Source organism: Streptomyces sp. NPDC001770 (assembly GCF_053596135.1).
In genome coordinates, this window is the sequence record NZ_JBSFFN010000037.1 from 11,886 (window position 1) to 34,416 (window position 22,531).

Genomic DNA, 22,531 nt, shown 5'->3' on the forward strand with positions numbered 1-22,531 from the left:
GGGGTGCTGCCGGAAGGCGCCGGACGACTTTGCCATTGCTTTACAACCCAGGGTGCCGCTGCCTCGTCTCTCCGCACGTTCCGTTTCCCGGCCCGCCCCTCCTGGCGGGCCGATGACGAAGGAGAGCAGTTCATGCGCCGAACCACCTTCAGTCTGCTGACGCTTGCCTGCGCCGCCGTGCTCGCCACCGGTGCAGGCCCCGCCTTCGCGGACACGGCGGCCCCGGTCGCTGTACCGGCAGCCGCCGCCACCGAGGCCCCGACGGCCGCCCCGGCCCCCGCGGTGGACTCGACCGAGGCGCCGAGCGCCGTGCCCAGCGCGGCGTCCACCGAGGTTGCCGAGGCCGCGACCGAGGCGCCGAGCGCGGTGCCCAGCGCGGCGCCCACCGAGGCGGCGCAGGTCTCCGCCGTCCCGTCCGGGGCGCCCGACACCGGTACCGTCGCCGCCGCGCGGCCGGGTGGCGGCAACGGGGCGCTGGTGGGCGGAAGCATCGCCGCCGTGGTGCTCGGGGCCGGCGCGGCCGTGTTCCTCGTGCGCCGCCGGGGCGCCGGGGTGAACGGGGCGACCGGGGCGTGACCTCGTACTCCAGGCGGGCCTTCGGGACCGTCGCGCTGGCCTCGCTGCTCGCCGGTTGCGGCGTCCGGAGCGAGGACAGGGACGGGGGCGGGAGCGAGAACGGGGACGGGGGCGCGGGCGCCGGGCGGCCGGAGGCGTCCGCCGCCACCCCGTCGGCGCACGCCCAGCGGTCCCGGCAGCGATCCACCGCACCCCCGTTGCCGCGCTCCGTGCCGCTCCGGCTGGAGGTTCCGGCGATCGGGGTGGACACCCCGGTCGTCCGGCTCGGCCTCGCGGCGGACGGCACCGTGGAGGTGCCCGCGATCACCGCGCACGACCGGGCGGGCTGGTACGAGCACGGCCCGGCCCCCGGCCAGGTCGGCCCGGCCGTGATGCTGGGGCATGTGACGGTCGGGTCGTACGGTGACGGGGTCTTCCGGAACCTCGCGCGGCTCCGCGCGGGGGACCGGGTCGTGGTGCGCCTGGAGGATGCGGAAGCAGCGGAGTTCACCGTCTTCGCCACCCGTACGGTGGCGAAGACGGCGTTCCCCACCCGGGAGGTCTACGGCAACGTGGACCGCCCGGAGCTGCGGCTCATCACCTGCGGCGGGGCCCGGGACGGCGACGGCGGCTACCAGGACAATGTGATCGTCTTCGCTGCCCTGGACCCCTCCGGGGCAGCCTCCGACCTGGGAGACCGGTGAAGCGGGCGCGCGAGAGGAGCGACCGGCGCGGCAGACAGGCGCAGGCGGCGTCCGAGCTGTTCGCCGTGCTCTACCCGTCCCTCGCCGGGTGGTGCCGCCGTCTCGTGGACGACGACGGGACGGCGCACGAGATCGCCTCGGAGGCGTTCACGCGGCTCTGGGCGCGGTGGACGAAGGTGGAGGAGCCGCGCGGGTACTTGTACGTCACCGCGGCCAACCTCGTACGCGACCACTGGCGTTCGCTGGAGCGCGAGCGCCGGGCGGTACGGCGGGTGGTGACCGAGGAGGTCGTCGGCGGGCATGCCCAGCCGGCCGACCCCTCGGTGCGGATGCTGGTGCAGTCGTTGCCCGAACGGCTGCGCGTGCCGATCCTGTTGCATTACTACGCGGACATGCCGATCCGGGAGGTGTCCGCGCTGACCGGGCGGAAGGAAGGGACCGTCAAGGCCGATCTCCACGCGGCCCGCGAACTGCTCCGCGCCCATCTGAGGAGAAGCCTTGACCACTCGCGCTGACGAGGAGCCGGAGTTCGGCGCCGACGACCCGCTCGCCGTCATCCTGCGGCCCGCCCCCGACCGCCTCTCTCCGCCCCCGGGCCGGTACGAGGAGCTCCGCCGCAGCGCCGCCGGGCGCAGGTACCGCAGGGGCGCCGCCGTGGTCGGCATGGCCTGCGCGGTCGCCGGGCTCGCGGTGCTGCCGTTCCGGCTGGCGGCGGGACCCGGCGCACCGGCGTTGCCCGCGTCCCCGGCGGCCCCGGCGTCAACCGGATCGGGGTCCGCGGATTCAGGGTCCACGGATCCCGGGCCCACGGGAGCGCCGGAGCCCGGGGAGACGGCCGCGCCGCAGGAGGTGCCGAGCCCGGCGCCGACCGAGCCGTCCGTCACCGAGGGGACGGCCGAGCCCGAGGGCGTGCCCGCGGACCCCTCCACGGCTGTGCCCAGGTCCGCGGTGACCGCTGCGCCGACCGTCTCCGGGGCGGACGACTCCGGTGCGGAGCGGGCCGCCCCGTCCACCTCCCCGCCGACGCCGACCTCCATCCCGTCGGGAGCGTCCGCCATGCCGAGCCCGTCGGCGGCGGCCACCAGGACTGCCTCCGGCCGCTGAAAAGGGCGTGGGCCGGGGCGCGTTCGCGGCGGGCCGCCACCGCTCGAACTGATGACCCGTCGGATGCCGCAGGCCAAGCGGCAGTTGGGGTGTGTGGGCGCGTCCGGGTGGAGCTCCCGTATTCATGTGCGTAGGCACGTTTCGGGTGTTGTAGCGTGATCGCGTCATCACGCTCCGTGTGCTCGTGTGCACGTGGAGCGGCCCCCGGAGGTGTAACCAGCACCGTTCCGAGGGCCTTCACCACGAGTGGATAAGAGGTCCACAGGGATGCTTTGGCATGCTATCTCTCCGGTGTCGGACACCGGCAGGCGTTCGAGGTCGCTGGTCGGCTCGCGCCGCATGAACAGTGACGCGAAGATCATCGTGTTGTACGTGCAGGGCCTCCCCGACGAGGAGCGTCTCGGGATGCTGGGCCCGCTGTGGGACTACGCGCGTGCGGCCGGAATCGAGCCCGGCCCGTTCAAGAGGGCCAAGAGGTTCCTGAAGCGGGAGGGGCATCTCCACGAGTGGCCCTATCCGTACACGGGCGGACGGTGGGCGACCGCGCAGATCCTGTCGAACGCGCCGATCACTCCGGAGGAGGCGAAGGCGGTCTGGGCGAGCCGGGAGCACCAGACGGTCTGGTCCGGCGAGGGGCCGGGAGACGGACCGCAGGGTGGACCGGAGGGCGGCCCGGGCGGCGGCTCGCACCGGGGTCCCGGCAGGAGATCGAGCTGGGGTGCGGCCGGGGGGACGGCGCCCTGGGAAGGCGCATCGCCGCAGGTCGTGCCGAGTGACGTGCTTCCGTCCACCGGTCGGCTGAGCGGGCGGGAGGACGGCGGTTACCCACCTGACGGACCACTGATGGCGCGCTCATCCCACCTACCTACCTGCGTGGTTGACGATTCGAACGCCGAACGAGCGGCGTTCGGGGAGCGGTTCGAGTGGGGCCCGCTCCTGGCGGACGAGTCCGACAGCGGCTTCTGGTCGGAGCCGCCGGAGTGGGTGGTCGAGCAGGACCCGGCGGGCTCCCGGGTGCCTCCACCGGAGGCCGTACCCGCAGCGACTCCCGCACCTGTCCCCGCATCCGCAGCCGCAGCGACTCCCGCACCTGTCCCCGCACCCGCAGCCGCCCCCGTACCCGCAGCGGCTCCCGCACCTGCTCCCACACCCGCGACGGCGCCCGTGGCAGCGGCTGTTCTTGAACCCGAATGCGTTCCCGCACCCGAACGCGTTCCCGTGGCCGCTCCCGTCGCGGCGGACGCGGCGGACGCGGCGGGAACGGGGGGAACGGCGGACGCGGCGGGAACGGCGGACGCGGGGGAGGAGCGGGGGAAGGGCTGGACGCCCCGGATGGTGCTGGCGGAGGAGGTGCTGCTGTCCTTGGGGAAGGAGTCGAGGCAGCTGCGCCTGGGGGTGTACGAGGCGCGCAGGCTGGTGGACAAGGCGGCGGAGTGGCTGCGGCGCGGCATGTCGGCGGCCGACATGCGGTACGTGCTGAGCTCGCAGCTGCCGCAGGACGGGGTGAGGTCGGCGGTCGGCTTCCTGAGACACCGGCTGGAGGAGAAGATGCCACCGGAGCCGGGCCGCAGACGCGCCGTGCCGGCCGTCGAGCCGGGAGCGTCGCGACCCCAGGGTGTGGACCGGACCGGGGGTGTGGGCCGGACCGAGGTCGTGGACCGGACCCGGAGCCTGGAACTGTCCAGGGAGGCGGTTCAGCGGGTGCCGCTGGTGGAGTGCGAGACGCCCGGGGACGTGCACATGTTCCGCGCGTACGAGGGCCACACGAAGTGCGACGACTGCCGAAGGGACGAGGCGTTCAAGCTGTGGGCGGTCAAGGAGGCGGCGCGGGCCCGGGTGCGGGGTGAGGTGCTGACCGGGGACGGCAAGGGCGGCTGGCGCGACCGTCTCGCCGAGATCGCCGCCGCACTGGAGGAGGACGCTCCGGCCGAGTGAACGGGCCCCCCGCCCCGAGCCGGTCGAGTGAACGAGCCCCCGCTCACGAGCCGGTCGAGTGAACGGGGCCCCACCCCGGGCCCCCCGCCCCCCGTACGCCGACGGGGCCGCCCACGCACCGAGCGCGGACGGCCCCGGACTCCGGGAAACGGGCTGCCTCAGTCGGTGACGTCGATCCTCCCGTCGTTCCGGACCGGCGCCGGTGCGCCCTCGGCGGCGGGAGCGGCGACCTCGGCGGGAGCGGTGGGTGCGCCCGTCCGCGAGGCGGTGAGGTTCTTGAGCAGCGAGGCCAGGTCGACACCGGTGGTGGAGGTGAGCAGCTCCATGCCCTGCGCGACGTTGTCGGTGACGGTACGGGCCAGCTGGCTCGCGCCGTCCGTGGAGATGACCGTCAGCTTGTCGATGGCGCTGAGCGGCTCGGCCGCCTTCGCGACGACCTTGGGCAGGACCTCCACCAGCATCTGGAGGACGGCCGCGTCGCCGTACTGCGCGAAGGCGTCGGCCTTCTTCTGCATGGCCTCGGCCTCCGCCGCACCCCGGGCGGCGATGGCGGCGGCCTGGGCCTCGCCCTCGATGCGTACCGCCGCCGCGAGCGCCGAACGCTGGAGCTTCTCGCCCTCACCGGTCAGCCGGGCGCGGTCGGCGGTGGCTTCCGCCTCCTTGACCTGGGCGATCCGGCGGGCCTCGGCCTCCTGCTCGGCCTGGTACCGGGCGGCGTCGGCGGGCTTGCGGACGCGGGTGTCGAGCTCGCGGTCGGTCAGCGCCGCCTGGCGCGCGGCCACCTTCTCCTGCTCCTGGAGAACCTCCTGCTGGCGGGCGGCCTCGGCGAGCGGGCCCGCCGCGTTGGCCTTGGCGGCCGCCACCTCGGTCTCCACCCGGATCTCCGCCTGCTTCAGGTAGAAGGTCCGCTCGGCGATGGCGACGTCCTCGGCCGCCTTCAGCCGGGCCTGCTCGGAGGTCCGCCGCGAGTTCGCCTCGGCGATGTCCGCCTCCTGCTTGGCGCGGGCGGCCTCGGGCCGGCCGAGGTCCTCCAGGTAGGTGCCCTCGGTGGTGATGTCGTGGATCTGGAACGCGTCCAGGATCAGGCCCTGGCCGGAGAGGCTGGCCTCGGCCTCCTCGGCGACCTGGCTGGCGAAGGCGGCCCGGTCGCGGATGATGTCCTCGACCGACATCCGGCCGACGATCGCGCGCAGCGAACCCGACAGGACCTCCTGCGTGAAGCCCGCGATCCCCGCCTGCTGGCGCAGGAACCGCTGCGCGGAGGCCCGGATCGCGTCCTCGCTGCCGCCGACCTTGACGATCGCGACGCCTTCGAGGTTGGCCTTCACCCCGCGCAGGGTGACGGCTCCGCGCACCTTGACCGGGATCTGCCGGCTGGAGAGATCGAGGGTGTACCGCTGCTGCACGAACGGCACCACGAAGACCCCGCCGCCGACGACGACCTTCTGTCCGGTGTTGTCGATGCTGGTCTGGCCGGTGACCGGGTCCGTGTGCTTCTTGCCCCGGCGACCGGTGATGATGAACGCCTCGCTGGGGCCCGCGACCTTGTAGCGGGTCACGACGGCGAGGCCGAGAAGAACGAACAGTACGACGATGCCGATGACGGCTATGACCACTGGACTCATGCGGTGATGCCCCCCTGGACCGCTGCCCGCGTGGGCGGCGGATTGTTCAACGCCCGTATGTCTTACGGGCGTTCCACCGGGCGCACGGTGACCGAGGAGGAGGACAAGGTGGCCTCGACCCAGATCTCGGTGCCCTGTGCGACGGGTGCGGCGCTTTTCGCCGCGTACTTCACGGTGTGCCCGGCGAGACGCAGCAGCACTTCGCCGTAGCCGTTTGCCGGGATCGCGGTGACGACGGAACCGGTGGTGCCGATCAGGTCGTCGCCGCGCGGTGCGGGGTCCGTCCGGTCCTGCATCAGGGCCCGGCTGAACCGCCAGGTCAGCCAGGCCGCCACCAGTCCCGCCAGGCCGCCGCCGGCGAGGGCCACGGCCAGGCCCGCGTCGGTGGTCCCCTGGAGGACCGCCCCGCCGAAGCCGAGCATCGAGAGGAACCCGGCGATCACGGGGAGCGAGAGCAGGCCGTCGAAGAGGCCGTTCAGCAGGCCCCCGAAGAGCCCGCCGAAGATGCCTTCCAGGATGCCGTCGAAGAGCAACGACAGGGCGAGCAGGGCGAGTCCCGCCGCACCGAGTGCGAGGAGAAGCGTCACGTCGTACCCCCTTGAGCTGTTCGGGCCCCCCGGCCCCGCTCGATCGCGCACCGGACGGCGAGAACCGGCCGGTGAACCGATCGGAGGGTCTCACGGGCCGGGGCCCACCGTCACTGCCGGGAACCGGCAGTCTTCGGACGATCTTGATGCCGGAAACTGCCCGTTCGCTGGGGTGGACGAGCCCGCCGCACGGTTGGTTCCGCGCCGGGGCGTCCACCCGGCCGCCGCCCCGTCCCCGTCGTGCGGTCAGCGCTTCACCAGTGCCACCAGGCTCAGCCCGAACATCAGCACACCGAGCGGGAGATGGACCGACGGCACGTGCGCGATGCCCAGCACGACCTGGACGGAGGCGAGGACGAGGAAGCCGGTCGCGTGCAGGACCGGCCGGGCAGGGCCGCCGCCCGGCTTCCACGCCAGCACCGCCGCGAGGACGTACAGCATCGACGCCCCGTACATCACGCGGGCGCCGGCGCTGTGCAGCGTCTCGCCGTAGGAAACGGTCAACAGCAGCCCGGCCGAGACCGCTTGGAGAAAGATGGTCAGGGTCTGGAGCGCTATCGCGATCCGCAGGAACGAGAAGCGGTGCTCTGCCGCCGCCTGGGTGGTCATGGCCACGGTCCCCCTTTTCCGCCCCGGAGGGCAGTCGGTCGATAAGGTCTCACCAGCCCGACGAGATGGGTCCGCGAAAGGTAAGGCGAGGGGGCGCCCGGGATGGGGACGGCGGGTACGAGCACCGGCGAAGTGGCCGGGGAACGGCGTCAACTGATCAACATCGCGTACCGGTTGCTCGGTTCACTGGTCGAGGCCGAGGACGCCGTGCAGGAGGCGTACACCCGCTGGTACGCGCTGCCGCGAGCCCGCCGGGACGAGATCGCCTCCCCCGGCGCCTGGCTGACCACCGTGACCGGCCGGGTCTGCCTGGACGTCCTCGGTTCGGCGCGGGCGCGGCGCGAACGGTACGTCGGCTCCTGGCTGCCCGAGCCGCTGCCCGACCGCACCGGACCCGGCCCCGCGGTCGGCGGCGACCCCGCCGACCTGATGGTCCTGGACGAGTCGGTGACCATGGCGTTCCTCGTCGTGCTGGAGTCGATGACCCCCGCCGAGCGGGTCGCGTTCGTGCTGCACGACGTGTTCCGCTACCCGTTCGCCGAGATCGCCGACGTCGTCGGCCGGACCCCGGCCGCCTGCAAGCAGCTCGCCGCCTCCGGCCGGCGGCGGCTGCGCACCGAGCGCCCGCCCGTCACGGCGGCCGGCCGGGACGACGTGGTGCGACAGGTCAAGCAGGCGTGGGAGGCCAGGAACATCGCGGCCCTCGTCGACCTCCTCGACCCCGCCGCCGTACTGACCGCCGACGGCGGCGGCCTGGTGAGCGCCGTGCTGCGCCCGGTCGAGGGCGGTGCGCGCATCGCCGCGTACATGGCCACCATCGCCGACCGGGCCCCCGGACTCGAACTCCTGGAGCGCCCGGTCAACGGAACGCCGGGCCTGGTGGCCCGGAGCGGCGGCATCGTCCTGACGGTGGCCTCCTTCGAGATCGCCGACGGCCGCATCACCCGCATGTGGGTGGTCCGCAACCCGGAGAAGCTGCGGCCGTGGCTGGACGACGTCTGAGACCCTGCCCGGGGCCCGTCAGACGGGGGCGATCTCGGCGAGCTGCGCGGCCAGGGTGTCGACGGACTGGAAGGTCGCGCCGATCAACGCCACGTGCTTCCACCGCAGTACACCGTCCGGCCCGATGAGGAACACCGAGCGGCGCACCCCGATCCCGGGCGCGGCCACCCCGTACTGCCGGGCCACCGCCCGGTCCTCGTCGACGAGCAGCGGCATCCGCAGCCCCCGGACCCGGGCGAAGTTCTCGTGACTGTCCACACCCTGTGGACTGATTCCCCAGACGTCCGCCCCGAGGCCCTCGAAGACCTCCAGGCCCGAGGAGTACGAGCAGAGCTGCCGGGTGCAGACGGCAGTGTTGTCACCGGGGTAGAAGGCCAGGATCAGGGCGCGCCCCGGCGCATCCGCCCGGACGTAGTCGCGCCGTACGAACTCGTCACCCACGAGCGCGCCACCGGAAAGAGTGAACTCCGGTGCGGGGGCGCCGATCTGAGGGCCTGATGCCATGATGTCTCCTTCGTTCGGGGAATGTTCCCGGCGAGGTGCCCGCCGTGAGGACGTTCCTACGAGAATGTGCCCAGGTGCTCCGCACGAGCATGCTCCTCGTAAGGGCGAACCGTTCCACGACCCAGGAGGTGCGCGTGGCCCCGCAGATGCCCTCGGCGGCGGTGCTCGTCCTGCACGGCGGCCGGGCCCAGGGAACCGGACCGCCCCCGCCCGGGCTGCTCAACCTGCCCGGCCTCCGGATGTGGCCGTTCATCCGGTCCCTCGTCCGGGCGACCGGTGAACACCGGACCGGGGGAGCGGTGGGCCCCGTACTCGTGCGCGGCGTGCGGTACGGCCACCGGGGATGGAACGGCGAGCGCGACGACGCCTTCCACGACGCGGTGCACGCCCTGGACCTGCTCCAGGACGAGGCCGGGAACCTGCCGGTGATCCTGCTCGGCCACTCCATGGGCGCCCGCGCAGCCCTGCGCGCCGGAGGCCACCCGCTGGTACGCGGGGTCGTCGGCCTCGCCCCCTGGTGCCCGCCCGGCGACCCGGTCACCCAGCTGTCCGGCCGTGACGTGGTCCTGCTGCACAGCACCCGCGACCGCGTCACCAGCCCGCAGGCGACCCAGTCCCTCGTCACCCGCGCCCGCCGCGCCGGAGCCCGTACCTGCCTGATCACCGTACGGAACAGCGACCACGCGATGATCCGCCGCGCCCCCGCCTGGCACCGCACCACGACCGAACTCGTCACCGGCCTGCTCGGGCTGACTCCGGTGCCCGCGCCGGTCGCGGCAGTGCTGCGGCTCCCCGCCGGCGCGGAGGCGACAGCGGGAACGCTGGACTTCGACGGGCTCCCCGCGCGCTGAGCGGCCGCGCCCCCGACACCCCGGATGCGCCCCTCCCCGGCGCGGCAGAGGATGGGGTTCCGGCAGGTCACGAGCGGGCGGGCCGACGACGGCGGCGACGGCGGGAGGTTCCGGTGCAGGGCAGATCCGACGAGGAACCGCCGCCGGTGCCCCCGGCCGGTCCGGAGGGTGCTGTACCCGGTGCCGACGCCCCCGTCCCCCCGGTCGACCTGGCGGCCGTCGCCGCCTTCGCCGACGGCTCCCCCGCCGGGATCGCCGCCTTCGACACCCGCCTGCGGTACGTCTACGTGAACCCGGCCCTGGAAGGGTTCAACGGCCTCCCCGCGGCCGCCCACCTCGGCCGCACGGTCCACGAGGTGCTGCCCCAGCTCGACGCGCGCGACCACGTCATGCGGATGGTCCTCCGCGACGGGAAGCCCCGCGTCTCCGTCACCCAGGGCCAGTCCTGGGGGATCTCCCGCCACGAGGAGCGCTACTGGCAGGCCGCGTACCACCGGCTGGAGCAGAACGGCGAGCCGGTCGGGGTCGTCGTGATCCTGCTGGAGATGAGCGAGGTCAAGAACGAGGAGCGGCAGCTCGAACGCGCCCGCAGGCACCTCACGCTCCTCGCCACCGCCGCCGTCAACATCGGCACCACACTCGACATGGACACCACCTGCCGGGAACTCGCCCGGTTCGTCGTTCCCTCCCTCGCCGACTTCGCGGCCGTGGAGGTCTTCCCGCCCGAGGTCGGGCAAACCGTCCGGCAGGCGCCGGCGGGAATTCTGCGGATGCGGCGCGCCGGGTACGCCGCCGCCCCCGAATTCGAGGCGGGGGCAGCACTCTTCACCCACGCGGGTGAGTACATCGACTTCGAGGAGGACGCGGTCGTCTCCCAGTGCCTGGCGACCGGCCGGCCCCTCGTCAGGGACCTGGGCGAGAGAAGCGAGTTCGGCCGCGCCGGCGCCTCCGCCGAGCTGATCGCCGCCTACCGGGCCTCCGGACTGCGCTACGCCCTCGTCGTGCCACTGGCCGCCCGGGGGGTGTCGGTCGGGGCGCTGAGCCTGGTCCGCTCGGAGAGCTCGCCGCCCTTCGACGACGAGGACGTGCTCGTCGCGGGCGAACTCGCCAACCGCGCCGCGACCGACCTCGACCACGCCCGCCGCTACGCCCGTGAGCACACCATCGCCCGCGAGCTCCAGGCGTCCCTGCTCTCCGAACCCCGCGGCGCCCACCCGCACGTGGAGGTCGCCACCCGCTACCTGCCCGCAGACCGGGGCGCGGTGGTCGGCGGCGACTGGTTCGACGTCGTACCGCTGCGCGACGGCCGTCACCTCAAGGCCATGGGCGACGTCATGGGGCACGGCGTCGAGGCGGCCGTCGCGATGAGCCACTACCGCTCGATGCTGCGGATGCTCGCCGGGGAGGACCTGCCCCCGCACCGCATCCTCGAACAGCTGGACGCGATGGTGCAGCGCTCCGGCGTGGACCGTGCCGCCACCTGCCTGCTCGCCGTGGTCGACCGCTACAACGGCTGGTGCGAGGTGGCGAGCGCGGGCCATCTGCCGCCCGTCTTCATCGACCCGGACGAACAGCGCTCCCGGGTGGTACCCGTGCGGCCCGGCCCGCCGCTCGGCATGGGCTTCGGCGGCTACCGCACCGAGGTGGTGCCCTGCCGCCCGGGAACGGTTCTCTTCATGTACACCGACGGTCTTGTGGAGCGCCGAGGCGAGGACATCGACGTCTCCGTGCGGCGGCTCGCCACCCTGACCATGCCGGAGAGCGGCGACCTGGAGGACCTGCTCGACGAGGTCCTGGACCGGTTCGGGGCGGGCGCGGACGACGACATCGCCGTGCTCGCCTCCCGCATCCGGGAGGACGTCGGCACCGACTACCTGATGGACGGCCCCCGCCCGCCCTCTGGACCCCGCCTGCTCCAGGGCGGCGGGGGCCCCGGGCTCTGATCACGGGCCCCGTTCAGCCCAGCTCCAGGCTGGTGAGCCCGTAGACCCCCGCCCGGTCGAACTCCGGCACCGGCCCCGCGTACATCCGGGCCGTCCCGAACGCCGGCCTCAGCCCCAGCTGCTCCGCGAGCCGCACCCCCACCGGGTTGATGTCGGGCACGTCCACCGCCACCGGCACCCCGGGCACGGTGGCCGCGAGGGCACCCAGCAGGGACGCCGCGATCTCCGGCGAACCCGCGTACAGCGGGCCGACCCGGGAGGCGGCCCGGCAGGCCCGCACCACTCCGAACCCCTCGACCGCGCCGTCCTCCTCCCGCACCACCGCGAGCGCCGTGCGGCGCGGCGCGGTGATCCACGCCGCGAGGAAGGCGTCACGCGGCGCCGGGAAGAACCGCCGGTCGTACGCTGCCAGCCGGTCGAACGGCACCGAGCGGGCATCCATCAGCCGCAGACCCGGCGGAAGCCGCGACCCGGCCGCCGGGAACCCCTCGTACCGCGCGTTGCTCCACTCCGTACGGAATCCGGACCTGCGGTAGTTGGCCTGCTGGTCGGGCACCCCGTCGAGCCCGATGGTGCGCCCGCTCAGACGTGCCGTACCGGCCCGCCAGGTGCGCAGCCCGTACCCCTGTCCGCGCAGGTGGGGGCGGGTGAGGTAGAAGCCGAGGAAGGCGTAGCCGGTGCCGTAGCGCACGACCGACACCGAGGTGACGGGCTCCCCGTCGAGCCGGCCGATGAGGAAGCCGCAGGGGTCCGCGGTGAAGAACGGGCCCTCGTCGGCGAGGCCCGGGTTCCAGCCCTCCTCGTCGGCCCAGGCGGCCAGGGTGGGCATGTCGTCGGCGCTCGCGGTGGTGATCTCGAAGGTGGACACGGACCAGTCGTACCCCGGGCGGGCGGGCGCACCGGGGCGGTTCCGCGGGATTCCGGCCCCGATGGGCCCGACGCGCCCCGGAAACTGCCCTAAGGAGTGGCGTGCGCGGACGGGTGTTTACGCCGCAGCTGGCGCACCACGATGGCGACCGCGGTGACCATCGGCAGCAGACCCGCGACGGAGTCGGCGGCGAGCAGCTTGTCGGCCCCGCCGGTGGTCCGGCGCACCCGCTTGACCGCGCGGACCACGGCGAGGCTGCCGGTACCGACCTTGATCAGCAGGCGCACCTTGGACGGACCCGAGGCGGCCGGCTCCCCGGACTTCCCGGACTCCTCGAAGCCGCCGGACTGCCCGTGCTTCCCGCTCGTGCCGTGTTTCCCGGACTTCAGGGCCTTGTGGGACCTCTTTCCGGACATCTCGCGTCCCTCCTGTGGCACCGGCCCGGACCCGTGCGCGCGGCCCGGACTCGTACCCGTTCCACGTAACCGGCCCTGCGGGCGGCCCGCAAACGCAGCCCTCCTCCCGCCCGCCGGGGCCCGCTCCCCGCGCGGTGACAGGTGGCCGCAGGGCTGCGGCGTGCGGTGATCCGCTGCACCGGGCGGCTCGCCAAGTCGCCCTGCGCGGGGCCGGGTTCGGGCCCGGAACATGACGTAGCCCTTCACGACGGGGGATGCGTGAAGGGCTACGTATGCATTATGGCCCCGCCCCGCCCCTGGCGACAACTGACCGGTAGGTCGGGTGACTTCGACCGGTCGGTCGGTCGTCCGGTGTGCCGGGTGGGAGTGGTGGGGCCCGCGGCGGGTGGTGGCGCGAGTAACCCCCTGTGGCCCAACGGATGCGTGCAGGGGGCATACGGGCGGCGGAGAAAGCTTCGCTCCACGAGACGGGAAAAACTGTCGCGGCTACGATAGAGCTGACTGATCTGGACACAAGTGTTCTGGGACCCGCAGGTGTCCCCGGGGAGCGGACAGGCCGCCTCCCGGGTCTCGCCCCAGGTGGTCCCGGAAGAGGTGCTATGCCCCCGGAAGCCACACAACACGTCGTCGACCGTCTGGACGACGACGACTACCCCGCGTACACGATGGGGAGGGCCGCCGAGATGATCGGCGCGACACCCGCCTTCCTGCGGGCGCTCGGAGACGCCCGGCTGATCACACCCCTGCGGTCCGAGGGCGGCCACCGCCGCTACTCCCGCTACCAGCTCCGCGTCGCGGCCCGTGCCCGGGAGCTGGTGGACAGCGGAACACCGGTCGAGGCGGCCTGCCGGATCGTGATCCTGGAGGACCAGCTCGAAGAGGCGCTCCGCCTCAACGAGGAGCTGCGCTCCGGCCGGGGTGGACGGCGCTCGGACGGGTCCGGCGGGCCGCAGGGCCCCGAGGAGGCCGGCCACTCCTGAATATCTGCCGCCGCCGAAGCAGATTTACGGGCAATGTGCGGTGAGAATTTATGCCGCCCCGGGCGGAACGTAATTACGTACCGCCCTCTTTCGCTTGCATCGTGCTACGGTTGTTGAAGTTGCAGTTGTGGTTCCCAAGAACTTCACGCGCTCTTGCCGGTCGTACATCGGTGGGTGCGGTTTTGTATTTCCGGTATTCATCCCGGACGGGGTAATCATCACGGCGACGTTGGATACGCACAGTGCGTGTCCGCGGGTTATGCCCCCAAGGAGACTGACATGGCTACTGGAACCGTGAAGTGGTTCAACTCGGAAAAGGGCTTCGGCTTCATCGAGCAGGACGGTGGCGGCGCTGACGTCTTCGCCCACTACTCGAACATCGCCGCCCAGGGCTTCCGTGAGCTGCAGGAGGGCCAGAAGGTGAACTTCGACATCACCCAGGGCCAGAAGGGCCCGCAGGCCGAGAACATCACTCCTGCCTGATCTCGCGCAGACGTTCCACGCAGCTGGGGCCCGCACCTTGGGGTGCGGGCCCCGGCTCGTTGGCGTTTCCGGCCGTGCGGGATGATGTCCCCAGGGGTCGGATTCCTTATTCGCCTGTTCATCCGGCGTTTCTTGTTCTTCGACAGGAGTTCCGCTCCCGGTTCTCCTGTTTTCCGTATTTGTCCCGTTCATCGGCTCGTTCTTGCGATTCTGGGCGCCCTTTCGGTCGTCGCTCTTCACAGAGAATCCCTCGATACGTGCCCATCGAGGAAAGGTTCTGCATGAACCGCGATCGCACGCCCCGCTCGAACGACAGGTTTTCCCGCACCCGATCCGGTGGTTCCTCCTCCGGCGGCTCCGGTTTCGGAGGCGGCCCGAGGTATTCCGGCGGGGGCCGTCCCGGCGGCTCCGGCGGCGGACCGCGCCGCTCCGGCGGCCAGGGCAGCCGCAGGCCCGCGGGCAGGAGCGAGTTCGCGCTGCCCGTCACGATCAACCCGGGCCTCCCGGCGGTCGAGACCTTCGACGCGATGGAGCTGCCCGCACCTCTGAAGGCGACTCTCGTCGCCGAGGGCGTGACCGTGCCGTTCCCGATCCAGGCGGCCACCCTCCCGAACTCGCTCGCCGGACGCGACGTCCTCGGCCGCGGCCGCACCGGTTCCGGCAAGACGCTGGCCTTCGGCCTCGCCCTGCTGGCCCGTACGGAAGGCCGCCGCGCGGACGCCCGCCGGCCGCTCGCCCTGGTCCTCGTCCCCACCCGTGAGCTGGCGCAGCAGGTGACCGACGCGCTCACCCCGTACGCCCGGTCGCTGAAGCTGCGGCTCGCCACCGTCGTCGGCGGCATGTCGATCGGCCGGCAGGCCAGCGCGCTGCGCGGCGGTGCCGAGGTCGTCGTCGCCACGCCGGGACGGCTCAAGGACCTCATCGAGCGCGGCGACTGCAAGCTGGACCGGGTCACCATCACGGTGCTCGACGAGGCCGACCAGATGGCCGACATGGGCTTCATGCCGCAGGTCACCGAGCTGCTCGACCAGGTGAACCCGGAGGGGCAGCGGATGCTCTTCTCGGCCACCCTCGACAAGAACGTCGACCTGCTGGTGCGGCGCTACCTGCACGACCCGGTCGTGCACTCCGTCGACCCGGCCGCCGGTGCCGTCACCACGATGGAGCACCACGTGCTCTACGTGCAGGGCGCCGACAAGTACGCCACCACCACGGAGATCGCCGCCCGCGAAGGCCGCGTGATCATGTTCCTGGACACCAAGCACGCCGTGGACCGGCTCACCGACCACCTGCTGGCCAGCGGGGTACGGGCCGCCGCGCTGCACGGCGGCAAGTCGCAGCCGCAGCGCACCCGCACCCTGGAGCGCTTCAAGACCGGTCACGTCACCGTGCTGGTCGCCACGAACGTCGCGGCGCGCGGCATCCACGTCGACAACCTCGACCTCGTGGTGAACGTCGACCCGCCGAGCGACCACAAGGACTACCTGCACCGCGGCGGTCGTACCGCGCGCGCCGGCGAGTCCGGCAGCGTCGTCACCCTGGTGCTGCCCAACCAGCGCCGCGAGATGACCCGCCTGATGCAGGACGCGGGCATCACCCCGCAGATCGCCCAGGTCCGGTCCGGCGAGGCCGAGCTGAGCCGGATCACCGGCGCCCGGACCCCGTCCGGCGTCCCGGTCGTCATCACCAGCCCGCCGTCCGAGCGGCCGAAGTCCTCCGGCAAGTCCCGCGGCGGTGCCTTCATGGGCCGCGGCCGGGGTCCGGGCGCCGGTGCCCGCTCCGGCGGCGGCGCGGGCCGGGGCCGCCGCACCGACCTGCCGACGCCCGAGGCACGCGCCGCCGCCGCGGTGCGCCGCGCCAACCGCGCCGCGTAACGGCTCCTCCGTACGGCAGCGCCCCCGTCCCCGGTCCTTCGCGACCGGTGGGCGGGGGCGCTGCCGTACGTACCGCCGTCAGGTCCTCCGTCCGGCGGGGGCCGTGGCCGTGCCCTCCGCGTCCAGGTGCGGCAGCAGGCGGTCCAGCCACCGCGGGGTCCACCAGGCGGCGCGGCCCAGCAGCGTCATCACGGCGGGCACCAGCAGCAGCCGAACCACGGTCGCGTCGATGAGCACGCTGGCGGCGAGGCCCAGGCCCAGCATCTTCACCACGATGTTGTCGCTGATCAGGAACGCCGCGAAGACGCTCACCATGATCAGCGCCGCGCAGGTGATGACCCGGGCGGTGATCTCCAGCGCGTGCGCCACGCTGCCCCGGGGGTCCCCGGTGCGCAGCCAGGCCTCGTGGATGCGGGAGAGCAGGAAGATCTCGTAGTCCATGCTCAGCCCGAAGACGATCGCGAACATCATCATCGGGACGTAGCTCTCGATCGGCACGTCCCCCGACACCCCGAGCGCCGGACCGCCCCAGCCCCACTGGAAGACGGCGACCACCACCCCGTACGAGGCGGCGATCGAGAGCACGTTGAGCACCGCCGCCTTCACCGCGACGAGCAGCCCCCGGAAGACGACCAGGATCACCAGGAACGCCAGCCCGACGACGACCAGGATGATCAGCGGCAGGCGGCCGGCGACGATGTCCAGGAAGTCCACCTGGGCCGCGGTGGTGCCGGTGACGTAGGTCCGCGCCTTGTAGCCCGCCACGGCCTTCGGCAGCACGGTGCCGGTCAGGTCGTTGGTCAGGGCGGTGGTCCGCTCGTCCTGCGGGGCGGCGACGGAGTACGCGGTCGCGGTCAGCACGTCCCCGTCCGAGGTGGCGGTGAGCTGCGTGACCGTCGCGGCGTCGGTCACCCCGGTGAGGGTCTTCTGCGCCTGCGAGGAGAGCGCCGCCCGGTCCGCCTGCGGCACGTCGCTCTGGTCGATCACCAGGGTCAGCGGGCCGTTGGAGCCGGGGCCGAAGGCGGACGACATCAGGTCGTACGCCCGCCGGTCGGTGAACGACTCCGGGTCGGCGCCGTCGCCGATGTGCCCCAACTGGATGAAGAACAGCGGGAAGGCGAGCACCGCCAGCACCACCACCCCGCCCACCAGGAACCACCACGGCCGCCGCTCCACCCGCTCCGCGTACCGGTGCCAGCCCCCGTGCGCACTCCCGCCCGGCGCCGCGTCCGTCTCCGCGATCGGCCTGCGCACCCGGATCCTGTCGATGTGCCGGCCGATCAGCCCGAGCAGGGCGGGTACGAGGGTCAGCGCGCCGATCACCGCGGTGACCACGGTGACAGCCGCCGCGAGACCCAGCTTCCCGATGAAGCCGATGCCGGACACCCAGAGCCCGGAGAGCGCGATGATCACCGTGCACCCGGAGAGCAGCACCGCCCGACCGCTGGTCGCGGCGGCGTTCCCGGCGGCGGTGGCCGGATCCTGGCCGTCCATGAGGTTCTGCCGGTGCCGGGTCACCAGGAAGAGCGCGTAGTCGATGCCGACCCCGATGCCGATCATCGTGGCGAGCGTCGGGGAGACGGTGGCGAACGTCCACACGGAGGCCAGCAGCCCCAGCAGCGCCAGCCCGCACACCGCGCAGAACAACGCCGTGACCAGCGGAAGAAGCGCGGCGAGCAGGCTGCCGAAGCCGATCAGGAGGACGAGGATCGCCACGCCGAACCCGATCGCCTCGCTGGTGCGGTCGTCGGCCTCGGGCCGGGCCAGCTCGCCGAGCGGACCTCCGTACTCCACCTGCGCCCCGGCCGAGCGCAGCGGCCGCACCGCCTGGTCCACCCCGTCCAGGTAGTCCGGACCGAGCGTCGAGGGCTGCACGCTGAAACGGACCGTGATGTACGCCGTCCTCCCGTCCGTGGAGAGCGGCCCCGTGTCCGGGGTCCCGGTGGGCGGCGGGGTCGGCTGGGTACCGGGCGGCGGCAACGGGTTCTGCACGGAGAGCACGTCCGGCAGCTTCTGGAGACTGCCGACCGCCGAGGAGACCTGGTCGGAGAGGTCCGTGAGGGGCTTGTCCGCGTCGTGCAGGACGATCTGGCTGCTGTACCCGCCGGCCGACGGCGCGTGCGCCTGGAGGACGTCCAGCCCGTTCTGGGACTGCGTACCGGGGAGCGAGAAGTCGTCGGAGTAGTCGCCGCCGTACGCGTGGACGAGCGCCTGGAGACCCGCCAGCGCCACCACCCACGCCACCAGCACCACCACGAAGTGCCGGGCGCACCACGCGCCGAGGCGGCGCAGCCCGCCGGTGGGACGCCGCGCCCCGCTCTCGCGGCGCGGGGGCGGGACGGACTTCGCGGCCGGTGACGACGGCATGGGACCTCCCGATGGCCTCCTCGACGGCGCGCCATGGCTCCACGGCGCTTCATGGCGCTCCTGGGCTCCCACGGCGCTCCATGGCGCTTCATTCAAAGCGTGTCCGGACAGGGCGGCACGCGGGGGCGGGGGGAACGGGTGACGGCGGTGACGGGGGCCGGTCGGGGGCGCGGGGTGAGGAGACCACGCGGGGGCTGCCCCCACCCCGGGCCTCCCGGCTGCCGGATGGGTGCGCGGCGATCCACCAACCACCCTTCTGCCATGGCTGCTTACCGGAACAACGCCCTGCCGTCCGCGCTCTTCGCCACCGCCGTCGCGGCGACCCTGACCTGCGCCGTCACCCCGGTGGCCCAGGCCGCCGCCCGGCCCGCGCGCACCGCCGCTCCCGCCCCCGCCCTGGAGTGGCGGCCCTGCACCGGCGGGCTCGCCGGACAGGAGTGCGCGGACCTCCCCGTACCGCTGGACTACGCCCGCCCGGGCGGCCCCGCCCTCACCCTGGCCGTCTCCCGGCTGCGCTCCGACCGGCCCGGTGCCCGGCGCGGCACGCTCGTGGTGATCCCCGGCGGGCCCGGCAGCTCGGGCGTCCAGCGGATGACGCAGAAGGGCGCGGCGCTGCGGGAGTCGACGGAGGGCCGCTACGACCTGGTCTCCCTCGACCCGCGCGGGGTCGGCGGCTCCACGAAGGCCGGCTGTGGGCTCGCCGAGGAGGACCGCATGCTCACCGCCCTGCGGTCCTGGCCCGCCGCCGACGGCTCGATCGACGAGAACCTCGCCCGGTCCCGGCGTACCGCCGAGGCCTGCGCGCGCAACGGCGGCGCGGTGCTCCGCAGCTTCACCAGCGCCAACCAGGTCCGCGACCTCGACCGGTTCCGGCAGGCCCTCGGCGTACGGAAGGTCTCGGCGTGGGGCGTCTCGTACGGGACCTACATCGGGGCCCAGTACGCGCAGGCCTACCCCGGGCGGGTCGACCGGCTGGTGCTCGACAGCAGCGGCGACCCCGACCCGGCACGCGTCGAACGCGGCTGGCTGGCGAACATGGCGCGCGGCGCCGACGACCGCTTCCCCGACTTCGCCGCCTGGGCCTCCGACCCGGCCCGCGAGGCGGACGGGCTGCGGCTCGCCGAACACCCCGAGGACGTCGGACCGCTGCTCCTGGACCTCGCCGCCCGCCTCGACCGGTCCCCCCGGGAGTCCGGCGTCCCGGGAGCCCCGCTCACCGGGAACGGTCTGCGCCAGGAGCTCCAGAACGCCCTGTACTCCGACAGCTCCTTCGCCGGGTTCGCCGCGCTGGTGCGGTCCGTGCGGGACCCGCGGGCCGTGCCCGTACTGCCGCCGGAGCTCGTCCACCCGCTGCCGGACCAGGACGCGGCGCTGATGGTCGCGGTGATCTGCAACGACGTACGGTGGCCCGCCGGCATCGACGCGTACCGCGAGGAGGTCGCCGCCGACCGGGAGCGGTACCCGCTGACCGCCGGGATGCCCGCCAACATCACGCCCTGCTCGTTCTGGCAGAACCAGCCGGTGAGCAAGCCGGCCGAGCTCACCGGCGACGGGCCCTCGGACATCCTGATGATCCAGAGCCTCCGCGACCCCGCCACCCCGTACAGCGGCGCCCTGAAGATGCGCGCGGCACTCGGTGCGCAGGCCCGCCTGGTCACCGTCGAGCACGGCGGCCACGGGATGTACCTCGGCAACGGCAACACCTGCGGCGACCGGACCGTGAGCACCTTCCTCACCACGGGACGGCGCCCGGCGCGGGACGCGTACTGCGCGGACTGAGCGCCTGGGCGTGTTTTGAAAGTAGCGCCGTCCCCCCCGACAGGCGGGACTTTCAACCACGGGCTTGCGGGGCTCCTGCGGGCGGGTACGGACATACCGGGGCGTGTCCGTCCCCCGCCCGGGCGGCGGGCTCTTGCAGGATGCGAACGGTGGACAACCCCGGCACCCTCATCCTGATCATGGCCATGGCCGCCCTGGCGCCGCTGCTCGCCGCCTCCGTCTCGCGGCTGCTCTCCGTACCCGTGGTGATCTTCGAGATCCTGCTGGGCATCCTGATCGGCCCGGACGTCCTCGACTGGGCCCACCACGACCAGGTGATCGACGCCCTCTCCGACCTGGGCCTCTCGATGCTGATCTTCCTGGCCGGGTACGAGATCCGGTTCGCGGACGTCGGCGGCCCGGTGCTGCGGCGGGCGGGCGGCGCCTGGGTGATCTCGCTCGTCCTCGGGCTCGGCATCTCCCTGGCGATCAACGGCGGCGACCTCGCCCGCAGCCTGGTCATCGGCACCGCCCTCACCAGCACCGCACTCGGCGCCGTACTGCCGATCCTGCGCGACTCGGGGCGGCTGGAAGGCCGGTTCGGGACGGTCGTCACCGGGTTCTGCGCGGTCGGCGAGTTCGGCCCGATCATCGCGATGGCCCTGCTGTTCAGCGGGCGAAGCCCCGGAGCGGCGAGCGTGGTGCTGGCCGTGTTCGCGGTGCTGACGGCCGGCGCCGTCTGGTGGGCGTCCCGGCCCCGGCCGGCCTGGTTCGGCCGCCTCGTCGCCGGAACCCTGCACAGCAGCGCCCAGTTCGCGGTGCGCTACGTGATGCTGCTGCTCGCCGCGATGCTCGGCCTCTCCGAACTCTTCGGCCTGGACACCCTCCTCGGAGCCTTCGCCGCAGGCATGCTGACCCGGCTCATCCTCACGGGCTCGGTGCCCGGGAGCAGCGGGACGATCCTCTCCAAGGTCGAAGCCATCGGCTTCGGATTCCTCGTGCCGTTCTTCTACGTCGTCACCGGCATCGACTTCGACCTGCGGGCCCTCCTCGACGGCGGACGCCCCCTGGCACTCCTCCCCGCCTTCCTGCTCCTCTTCCTGCTGGTGCGCGGCGGCCCCGTCTTCGCGCTCGCCCCGCCCGACCTCTCCTCGCGCCCGGAGCGCGGTGCGCTCGCCCTGTACGCGGCCACCTGCCTGCCGCTCGTCGTCGCGATCACCACGATCGGCCTCGACGAGAAGGTGATCGGTACGGGCGAGGGCGCGGCGCTGGTCGGCGCGGCCATGGTCTCCGTCCTGGTGTTCCCGCTGCTCGCGCCGTGGCTGCTGGAGCGGAAGGAGGGCCCGGACGCGGGGGCCGGGGGAGCCCGGGCGGAGCGGGGCGGGGAGGCCTGGTGAGGCGGGCGCGGGGCGGGGCCCGCAGGCCTCGTCCGACCCATGTCCCGCACAACCCCGCAGGTCACCGGGGTCGGGCGGGATCCGGTCCGCGACTTCACCCGGTTGCCCCGCTCTCCTGCGAACTCCGGCGCGGCGACGCAGGGTGGACCCATGTGGTCCCGCCGATTGGCCGCAGGAGCCGTACTCCTGACGCTGGCCTTCCTGATACTCCGGGACGGCCCGGCCGTGCATGCTCCCTCCTCGGAGCGCGCCGCCGCCGTCGCCCCGGAGCGGATACGGGTGCCCGCCGAACCCCGGATCGTCAGCCGCGCCGCCTGGCACGCCGACGAAACGATCGTGAAGGAGAAGGCGCAGTACACCGGGGCCGCCCGGGCCGTCTTCATCCACCACACGAACAACGGCAACCGGTACGACTGCGACGACGCCCCCGAGATGCTGCGGGCCGTCCAGTCCGACCACGTCAACGACGAGGGCTGGGACGACATCGGCTACAACTTCGTCGTCGACCGCTGCGGCACCATCTACGAAGGGCGCGCCGGCGGAGTCACCCGCTCGGTGCGCGGCGCCCACACCAAGGGCTTCAACGCCGACACCGTGGGGATAGCCGCCCTCGGCACCTTCACCGACCCGAACACCCCCGTACCGCAGCCCATGCTGGACGCCATCGAGCGCATCGCCGCCTGGAAACTGCGCCCCGGCACCGACCCGCAAGGCATGGTCACGCTGGTCTCCACCAACAGCGAGAGCCTCTACCCCAAGGGCAACTCCGCCGACCTGAACGTCATTTCGGGCCACCGCGACAGCTACGGCACCGACTGTCCCGGTGACGCGCTGTACGCCAAACTCCCCGAGATCCGCGAGAAGACAGCCGCCCTCCGCAAGGCCGCCAGCGGCAGCGCGGACCTCCTCCCGGCGAAGGCCCGGGCGACGGGGAAGCGGACAGCGGGGCAGTGAGGGGCACGTGCCGCT

General features: G+C 73.2%; 21 protein-coding genes. 14 read left to right on the forward strand and 7 right to left on the reverse strand.

Going from position 1 to position 22,531, the window contains the following annotated elements:
• The first annotated feature begins 132 nt into the window (after nt 1-132).
• The 5 genes from ACWCSV_RS27950 to ACWCSV_RS27970 all read left to right on the forward strand — a co-directional run bounded on the left by ACWCSV_RS27950 (nt 133) and on the right by ACWCSV_RS27970 (nt 4,298).
• A complete protein-coding gene (locus ACWCSV_RS27950; RefSeq protein ID WP_451146823.1) occupies nt 133-576 on the forward strand; it encodes a sortase-dependent protein in 444 nt (147 codons plus the stop codon).
• Complete coding sequence (locus tag ACWCSV_RS27955) at nt 573-1,259, forward strand: class F sortase (protein ID WP_451146825.1); 687 nt, start codon at nt 573-575, stop codon at nt 1,257-1,259. The genes ACWCSV_RS27950 and ACWCSV_RS27955 overlap by 4 nt, the downstream gene beginning before the upstream one ends.
• Nucleotides 1,256-1,774: an RNA polymerase sigma factor gene (locus ACWCSV_RS27960; RefSeq protein ID WP_451146827.1), complete on the forward strand. Its 519-nt coding sequence runs from the start codon at nt 1,256-1,258 to the stop codon at nt 1,772-1,774. Before ACWCSV_RS27955 ends, ACWCSV_RS27960 begins: the two co-directional genes overlap by 4 nt.
• Nucleotides 1,758-2,363: a hypothetical protein gene (locus ACWCSV_RS27965; RefSeq protein WP_451146829.1), complete on the forward strand. Its 606-nt coding sequence runs from the start codon at nt 1,758-1,760 to the stop codon at nt 2,361-2,363. Before ACWCSV_RS27960 ends, ACWCSV_RS27965 begins: the two co-directional genes overlap by 17 nt.
• A 339-nt stretch (nt 2,364-2,702) precedes the next feature.
• Nucleotides 2,703-4,298 (forward strand): hypothetical protein, encoded by a 1,596-nt coding sequence (locus ACWCSV_RS27970; RefSeq protein ID WP_451146831.1) that lies wholly within the window; start codon nt 2,703-2,705, stop codon nt 4,296-4,298.
• A gap of 158 nt (nt 4,299-4,456) precedes the next feature.
• Here ACWCSV_RS27970 and ACWCSV_RS27975 read toward each other — a convergent pair whose 3' ends face one another.
• From ACWCSV_RS27975 to ACWCSV_RS27985, 3 genes are all read right to left on the reverse strand, one after another.
• The gene (locus tag ACWCSV_RS27975; protein WP_451146833.1) at nt 4,457-5,923 is read right to left on the reverse strand and encodes a flotillin family protein; all 1,467 of its coding nucleotides are present in this window, start codon (nt 5,921-5,923) and stop codon (nt 4,457-4,459) included.
• 62 nt (nt 5,924-5,985) lie between these two features.
• A complete protein-coding gene (locus ACWCSV_RS27980; RefSeq protein WP_451146835.1) occupies nt 5,986-6,510 on the reverse strand; it encodes a hypothetical protein in 525 nt (174 codons plus the stop codon).
• A 246-nt stretch (nt 6,511-6,756) separates the two neighbouring features.
• Nucleotides 6,757-7,119, reverse strand: coding sequence for a hypothetical protein (locus ACWCSV_RS27985; RefSeq protein ID WP_451146837.1), 363 nt, complete (start codon nt 7,117-7,119; stop codon nt 6,757-6,759).
• Nucleotides 7,120-7,221: 102 nt separating this feature from the next.
• On the opposite strand from ACWCSV_RS27985, the gene sigJ reads away from it, so the two are divergent.
• Nucleotides 7,222-8,121: an RNA polymerase sigma factor SigJ gene (gene sigJ, locus ACWCSV_RS27990; protein WP_451146839.1), complete on the forward strand. Its 900-nt coding sequence runs from the start codon at nt 7,222-7,224 to the stop codon at nt 8,119-8,121.
• A gap of 18 nt (nt 8,122-8,139) precedes the next feature.
• On the opposite strand, the gene ACWCSV_RS27995 is transcribed toward sigJ, so the two are convergent.
• On the reverse strand, nt 8,140-8,625 hold the full coding sequence (locus ACWCSV_RS27995) for a peroxiredoxin (RefSeq protein WP_451146841.1): 486 nt from the start codon (nt 8,623-8,625) through the stop codon (nt 8,140-8,142).
• Between the two features lie 134 nt (nt 8,626-8,759).
• Here ACWCSV_RS27995 and ACWCSV_RS28000 point away from each other — a divergent pair, with 134 nt between their 5' ends.
• Together ACWCSV_RS28000 and ACWCSV_RS28005 are read left to right on the forward strand one after the other, a co-directional pair.
• Complete coding sequence (locus ACWCSV_RS28000; RefSeq protein ID WP_451146949.1) at nt 8,760-9,476, forward strand: serine aminopeptidase domain-containing protein; 717 nt, start codon at nt 8,760-8,762, stop codon at nt 9,474-9,476.
• Between the two features lie 146 nt (nt 9,477-9,622).
• Nucleotides 9,623-11,419, forward strand: coding sequence for a SpoIIE family protein phosphatase (locus ACWCSV_RS28005; RefSeq protein ID WP_451146951.1), 1,797 nt, complete (start codon nt 9,623-9,625; stop codon nt 11,417-11,419).
• 13 nt (nt 11,420-11,432) lie between these two features.
• Here the strand turns inward: ACWCSV_RS28005 and ACWCSV_RS28010 are convergent, their stop codons facing one another.
• The gene (locus ACWCSV_RS28010) at nt 11,433-12,287 is read right to left on the reverse strand and encodes a GNAT family N-acetyltransferase (RefSeq protein ID WP_451146843.1); all 855 of its coding nucleotides are present in this window, start codon (nt 12,285-12,287) and stop codon (nt 11,433-11,435) included.
• An 89-nt stretch (nt 12,288-12,376) separates the two neighbouring features.
• Entirely contained in the window at nt 12,377-12,703 is a 327-nt protein-coding gene (locus ACWCSV_RS28015) for a hypothetical protein (RefSeq protein WP_451146845.1), read from the reverse strand.
• 599 nt (nt 12,704-13,302) lie between these two features.
• Here ACWCSV_RS28015 and ACWCSV_RS28020 point away from each other — a divergent pair.
• From ACWCSV_RS28020 to ACWCSV_RS28030, 3 genes are all read left to right on the forward strand, one after another.
• On the forward strand, nt 13,303-13,683 hold the full coding sequence (locus tag ACWCSV_RS28020) for a MerR family transcriptional regulator (RefSeq protein ID WP_451146847.1): 381 nt from the start codon (nt 13,303-13,305) through the stop codon (nt 13,681-13,683).
• A 279-nt stretch (nt 13,684-13,962) separates the two neighbouring features.
• Entirely contained in the window at nt 13,963-14,166 is a 204-nt protein-coding gene (locus tag ACWCSV_RS28025; protein WP_266706811.1) for a cold-shock protein, read from the forward strand.
• Between the two features lie 281 nt (nt 14,167-14,447).
• Nucleotides 14,448-16,040, forward strand: a complete 1,593-nt coding sequence (locus tag ACWCSV_RS28030) for a DEAD/DEAH box helicase (protein WP_451146849.1) — start codon at nt 14,448-14,450, stop codon at nt 16,038-16,040.
• 78 nt (nt 16,041-16,118) lie between these two features.
• On the opposite strand, the gene ACWCSV_RS28035 is transcribed toward ACWCSV_RS28030, so the two are convergent.
• Entirely contained in the window at nt 16,119-18,407 is a 2,289-nt protein-coding gene (locus ACWCSV_RS28035; protein ID WP_451146851.1) for an MMPL family transporter, read from the reverse strand.
• 261 nt (nt 18,408-18,668) lie between these two features.
• Between ACWCSV_RS28035 and ACWCSV_RS28040 the strand changes: the two genes are divergently transcribed.
• From ACWCSV_RS28040 to ACWCSV_RS28050, 3 genes are all read left to right on the forward strand, one after another.
• On the forward strand, nt 18,669-20,186 hold the full coding sequence (locus ACWCSV_RS28040) for an alpha/beta hydrolase (RefSeq protein WP_451146853.1): 1,518 nt from the start codon (nt 18,669-18,671) through the stop codon (nt 20,184-20,186).
• 149 nt (nt 20,187-20,335) lie between these two features.
• Entirely contained in the window at nt 20,336-21,562 is a 1,227-nt protein-coding gene (locus tag ACWCSV_RS28045; RefSeq protein WP_451146855.1) for a cation:proton antiporter, read from the forward strand.
• A 150-nt stretch (nt 21,563-21,712) separates the two neighbouring features.
• The gene (locus ACWCSV_RS28050; RefSeq protein ID WP_451146857.1) at nt 21,713-22,516 is read left to right on the forward strand and encodes a peptidoglycan recognition protein family protein; all 804 of its coding nucleotides are present in this window, start codon (nt 21,713-21,715) and stop codon (nt 22,514-22,516) included.
• Nucleotides 22,517-22,531 lie beyond the last annotated feature (15 nt).

Coding starts and splice junctions, on each gene's coding strand:
- ACWCSV_RS27950 (WP_451146823.1), top strand. CDS start 133: ATGCGCCGAACCACCTTCAGTCTGCTGACGCTTGCCTGCGCCGCCGTG.
- ACWCSV_RS27970 (WP_451146831.1), top strand. CDS start 2,703: ATGAACAGTGACGCGAAGATCATCGTGTTGTACGTGCAGGGCCTCCCC.
- ACWCSV_RS27975 (WP_451146833.1), bottom strand. CDS start 5,923: ATGAGTCCAGTGGTCATAGCCGTCATCGGCATCGTCGTACTGTTCGTT.
- ACWCSV_RS27985 (WP_451146837.1), bottom strand. CDS start 7,119: ATGACCACCCAGGCGGCGGCAGAGCACCGCTTCTCGTTCCTGCGGATC.
- sigJ (WP_451146839.1), top strand. CDS start 7,222: ATGGGGACGGCGGGTACGAGCACCGGCGAAGTGGCCGGGGAACGGCGT.
- ACWCSV_RS27995 (WP_451146841.1), bottom strand. CDS start 8,625: ATGGCATCAGGCCCTCAGATCGGCGCCCCCGCACCGGAGTTCACTCTT.
- ACWCSV_RS28015 (WP_451146845.1), bottom strand. CDS start 12,703: ATGTCCGGAAAGAGGTCCCACAAGGCCCTGAAGTCCGGGAAACACGGC.
- ACWCSV_RS28020 (WP_451146847.1), top strand. CDS start 13,303: ATGCCCCCGGAAGCCACACAACACGTCGTCGACCGTCTGGACGACGAC.
- ACWCSV_RS28025 (WP_266706811.1), top strand. CDS start 13,963: ATGGCTACTGGAACCGTGAAGTGGTTCAACTCGGAAAAGGGCTTCGGC.
- ACWCSV_RS28030 (WP_451146849.1), top strand. CDS start 14,448: ATGAACCGCGATCGCACGCCCCGCTCGAACGACAGGTTTTCCCGCACC.
- ACWCSV_RS28035 (WP_451146851.1), bottom strand. CDS start 18,407: ATGCCGTCGTCACCGGCCGCGAAGTCCGTCCCGCCCCCGCGCCGCGAG.
- ACWCSV_RS28040 (WP_451146853.1), top strand. CDS start 18,669: ATGGCTGCTTACCGGAACAACGCCCTGCCGTCCGCGCTCTTCGCCACC.
- ACWCSV_RS28050 (WP_451146857.1), top strand. CDS start 21,713: ATGTGGTCCCGCCGATTGGCCGCAGGAGCCGTACTCCTGACGCTGGCC.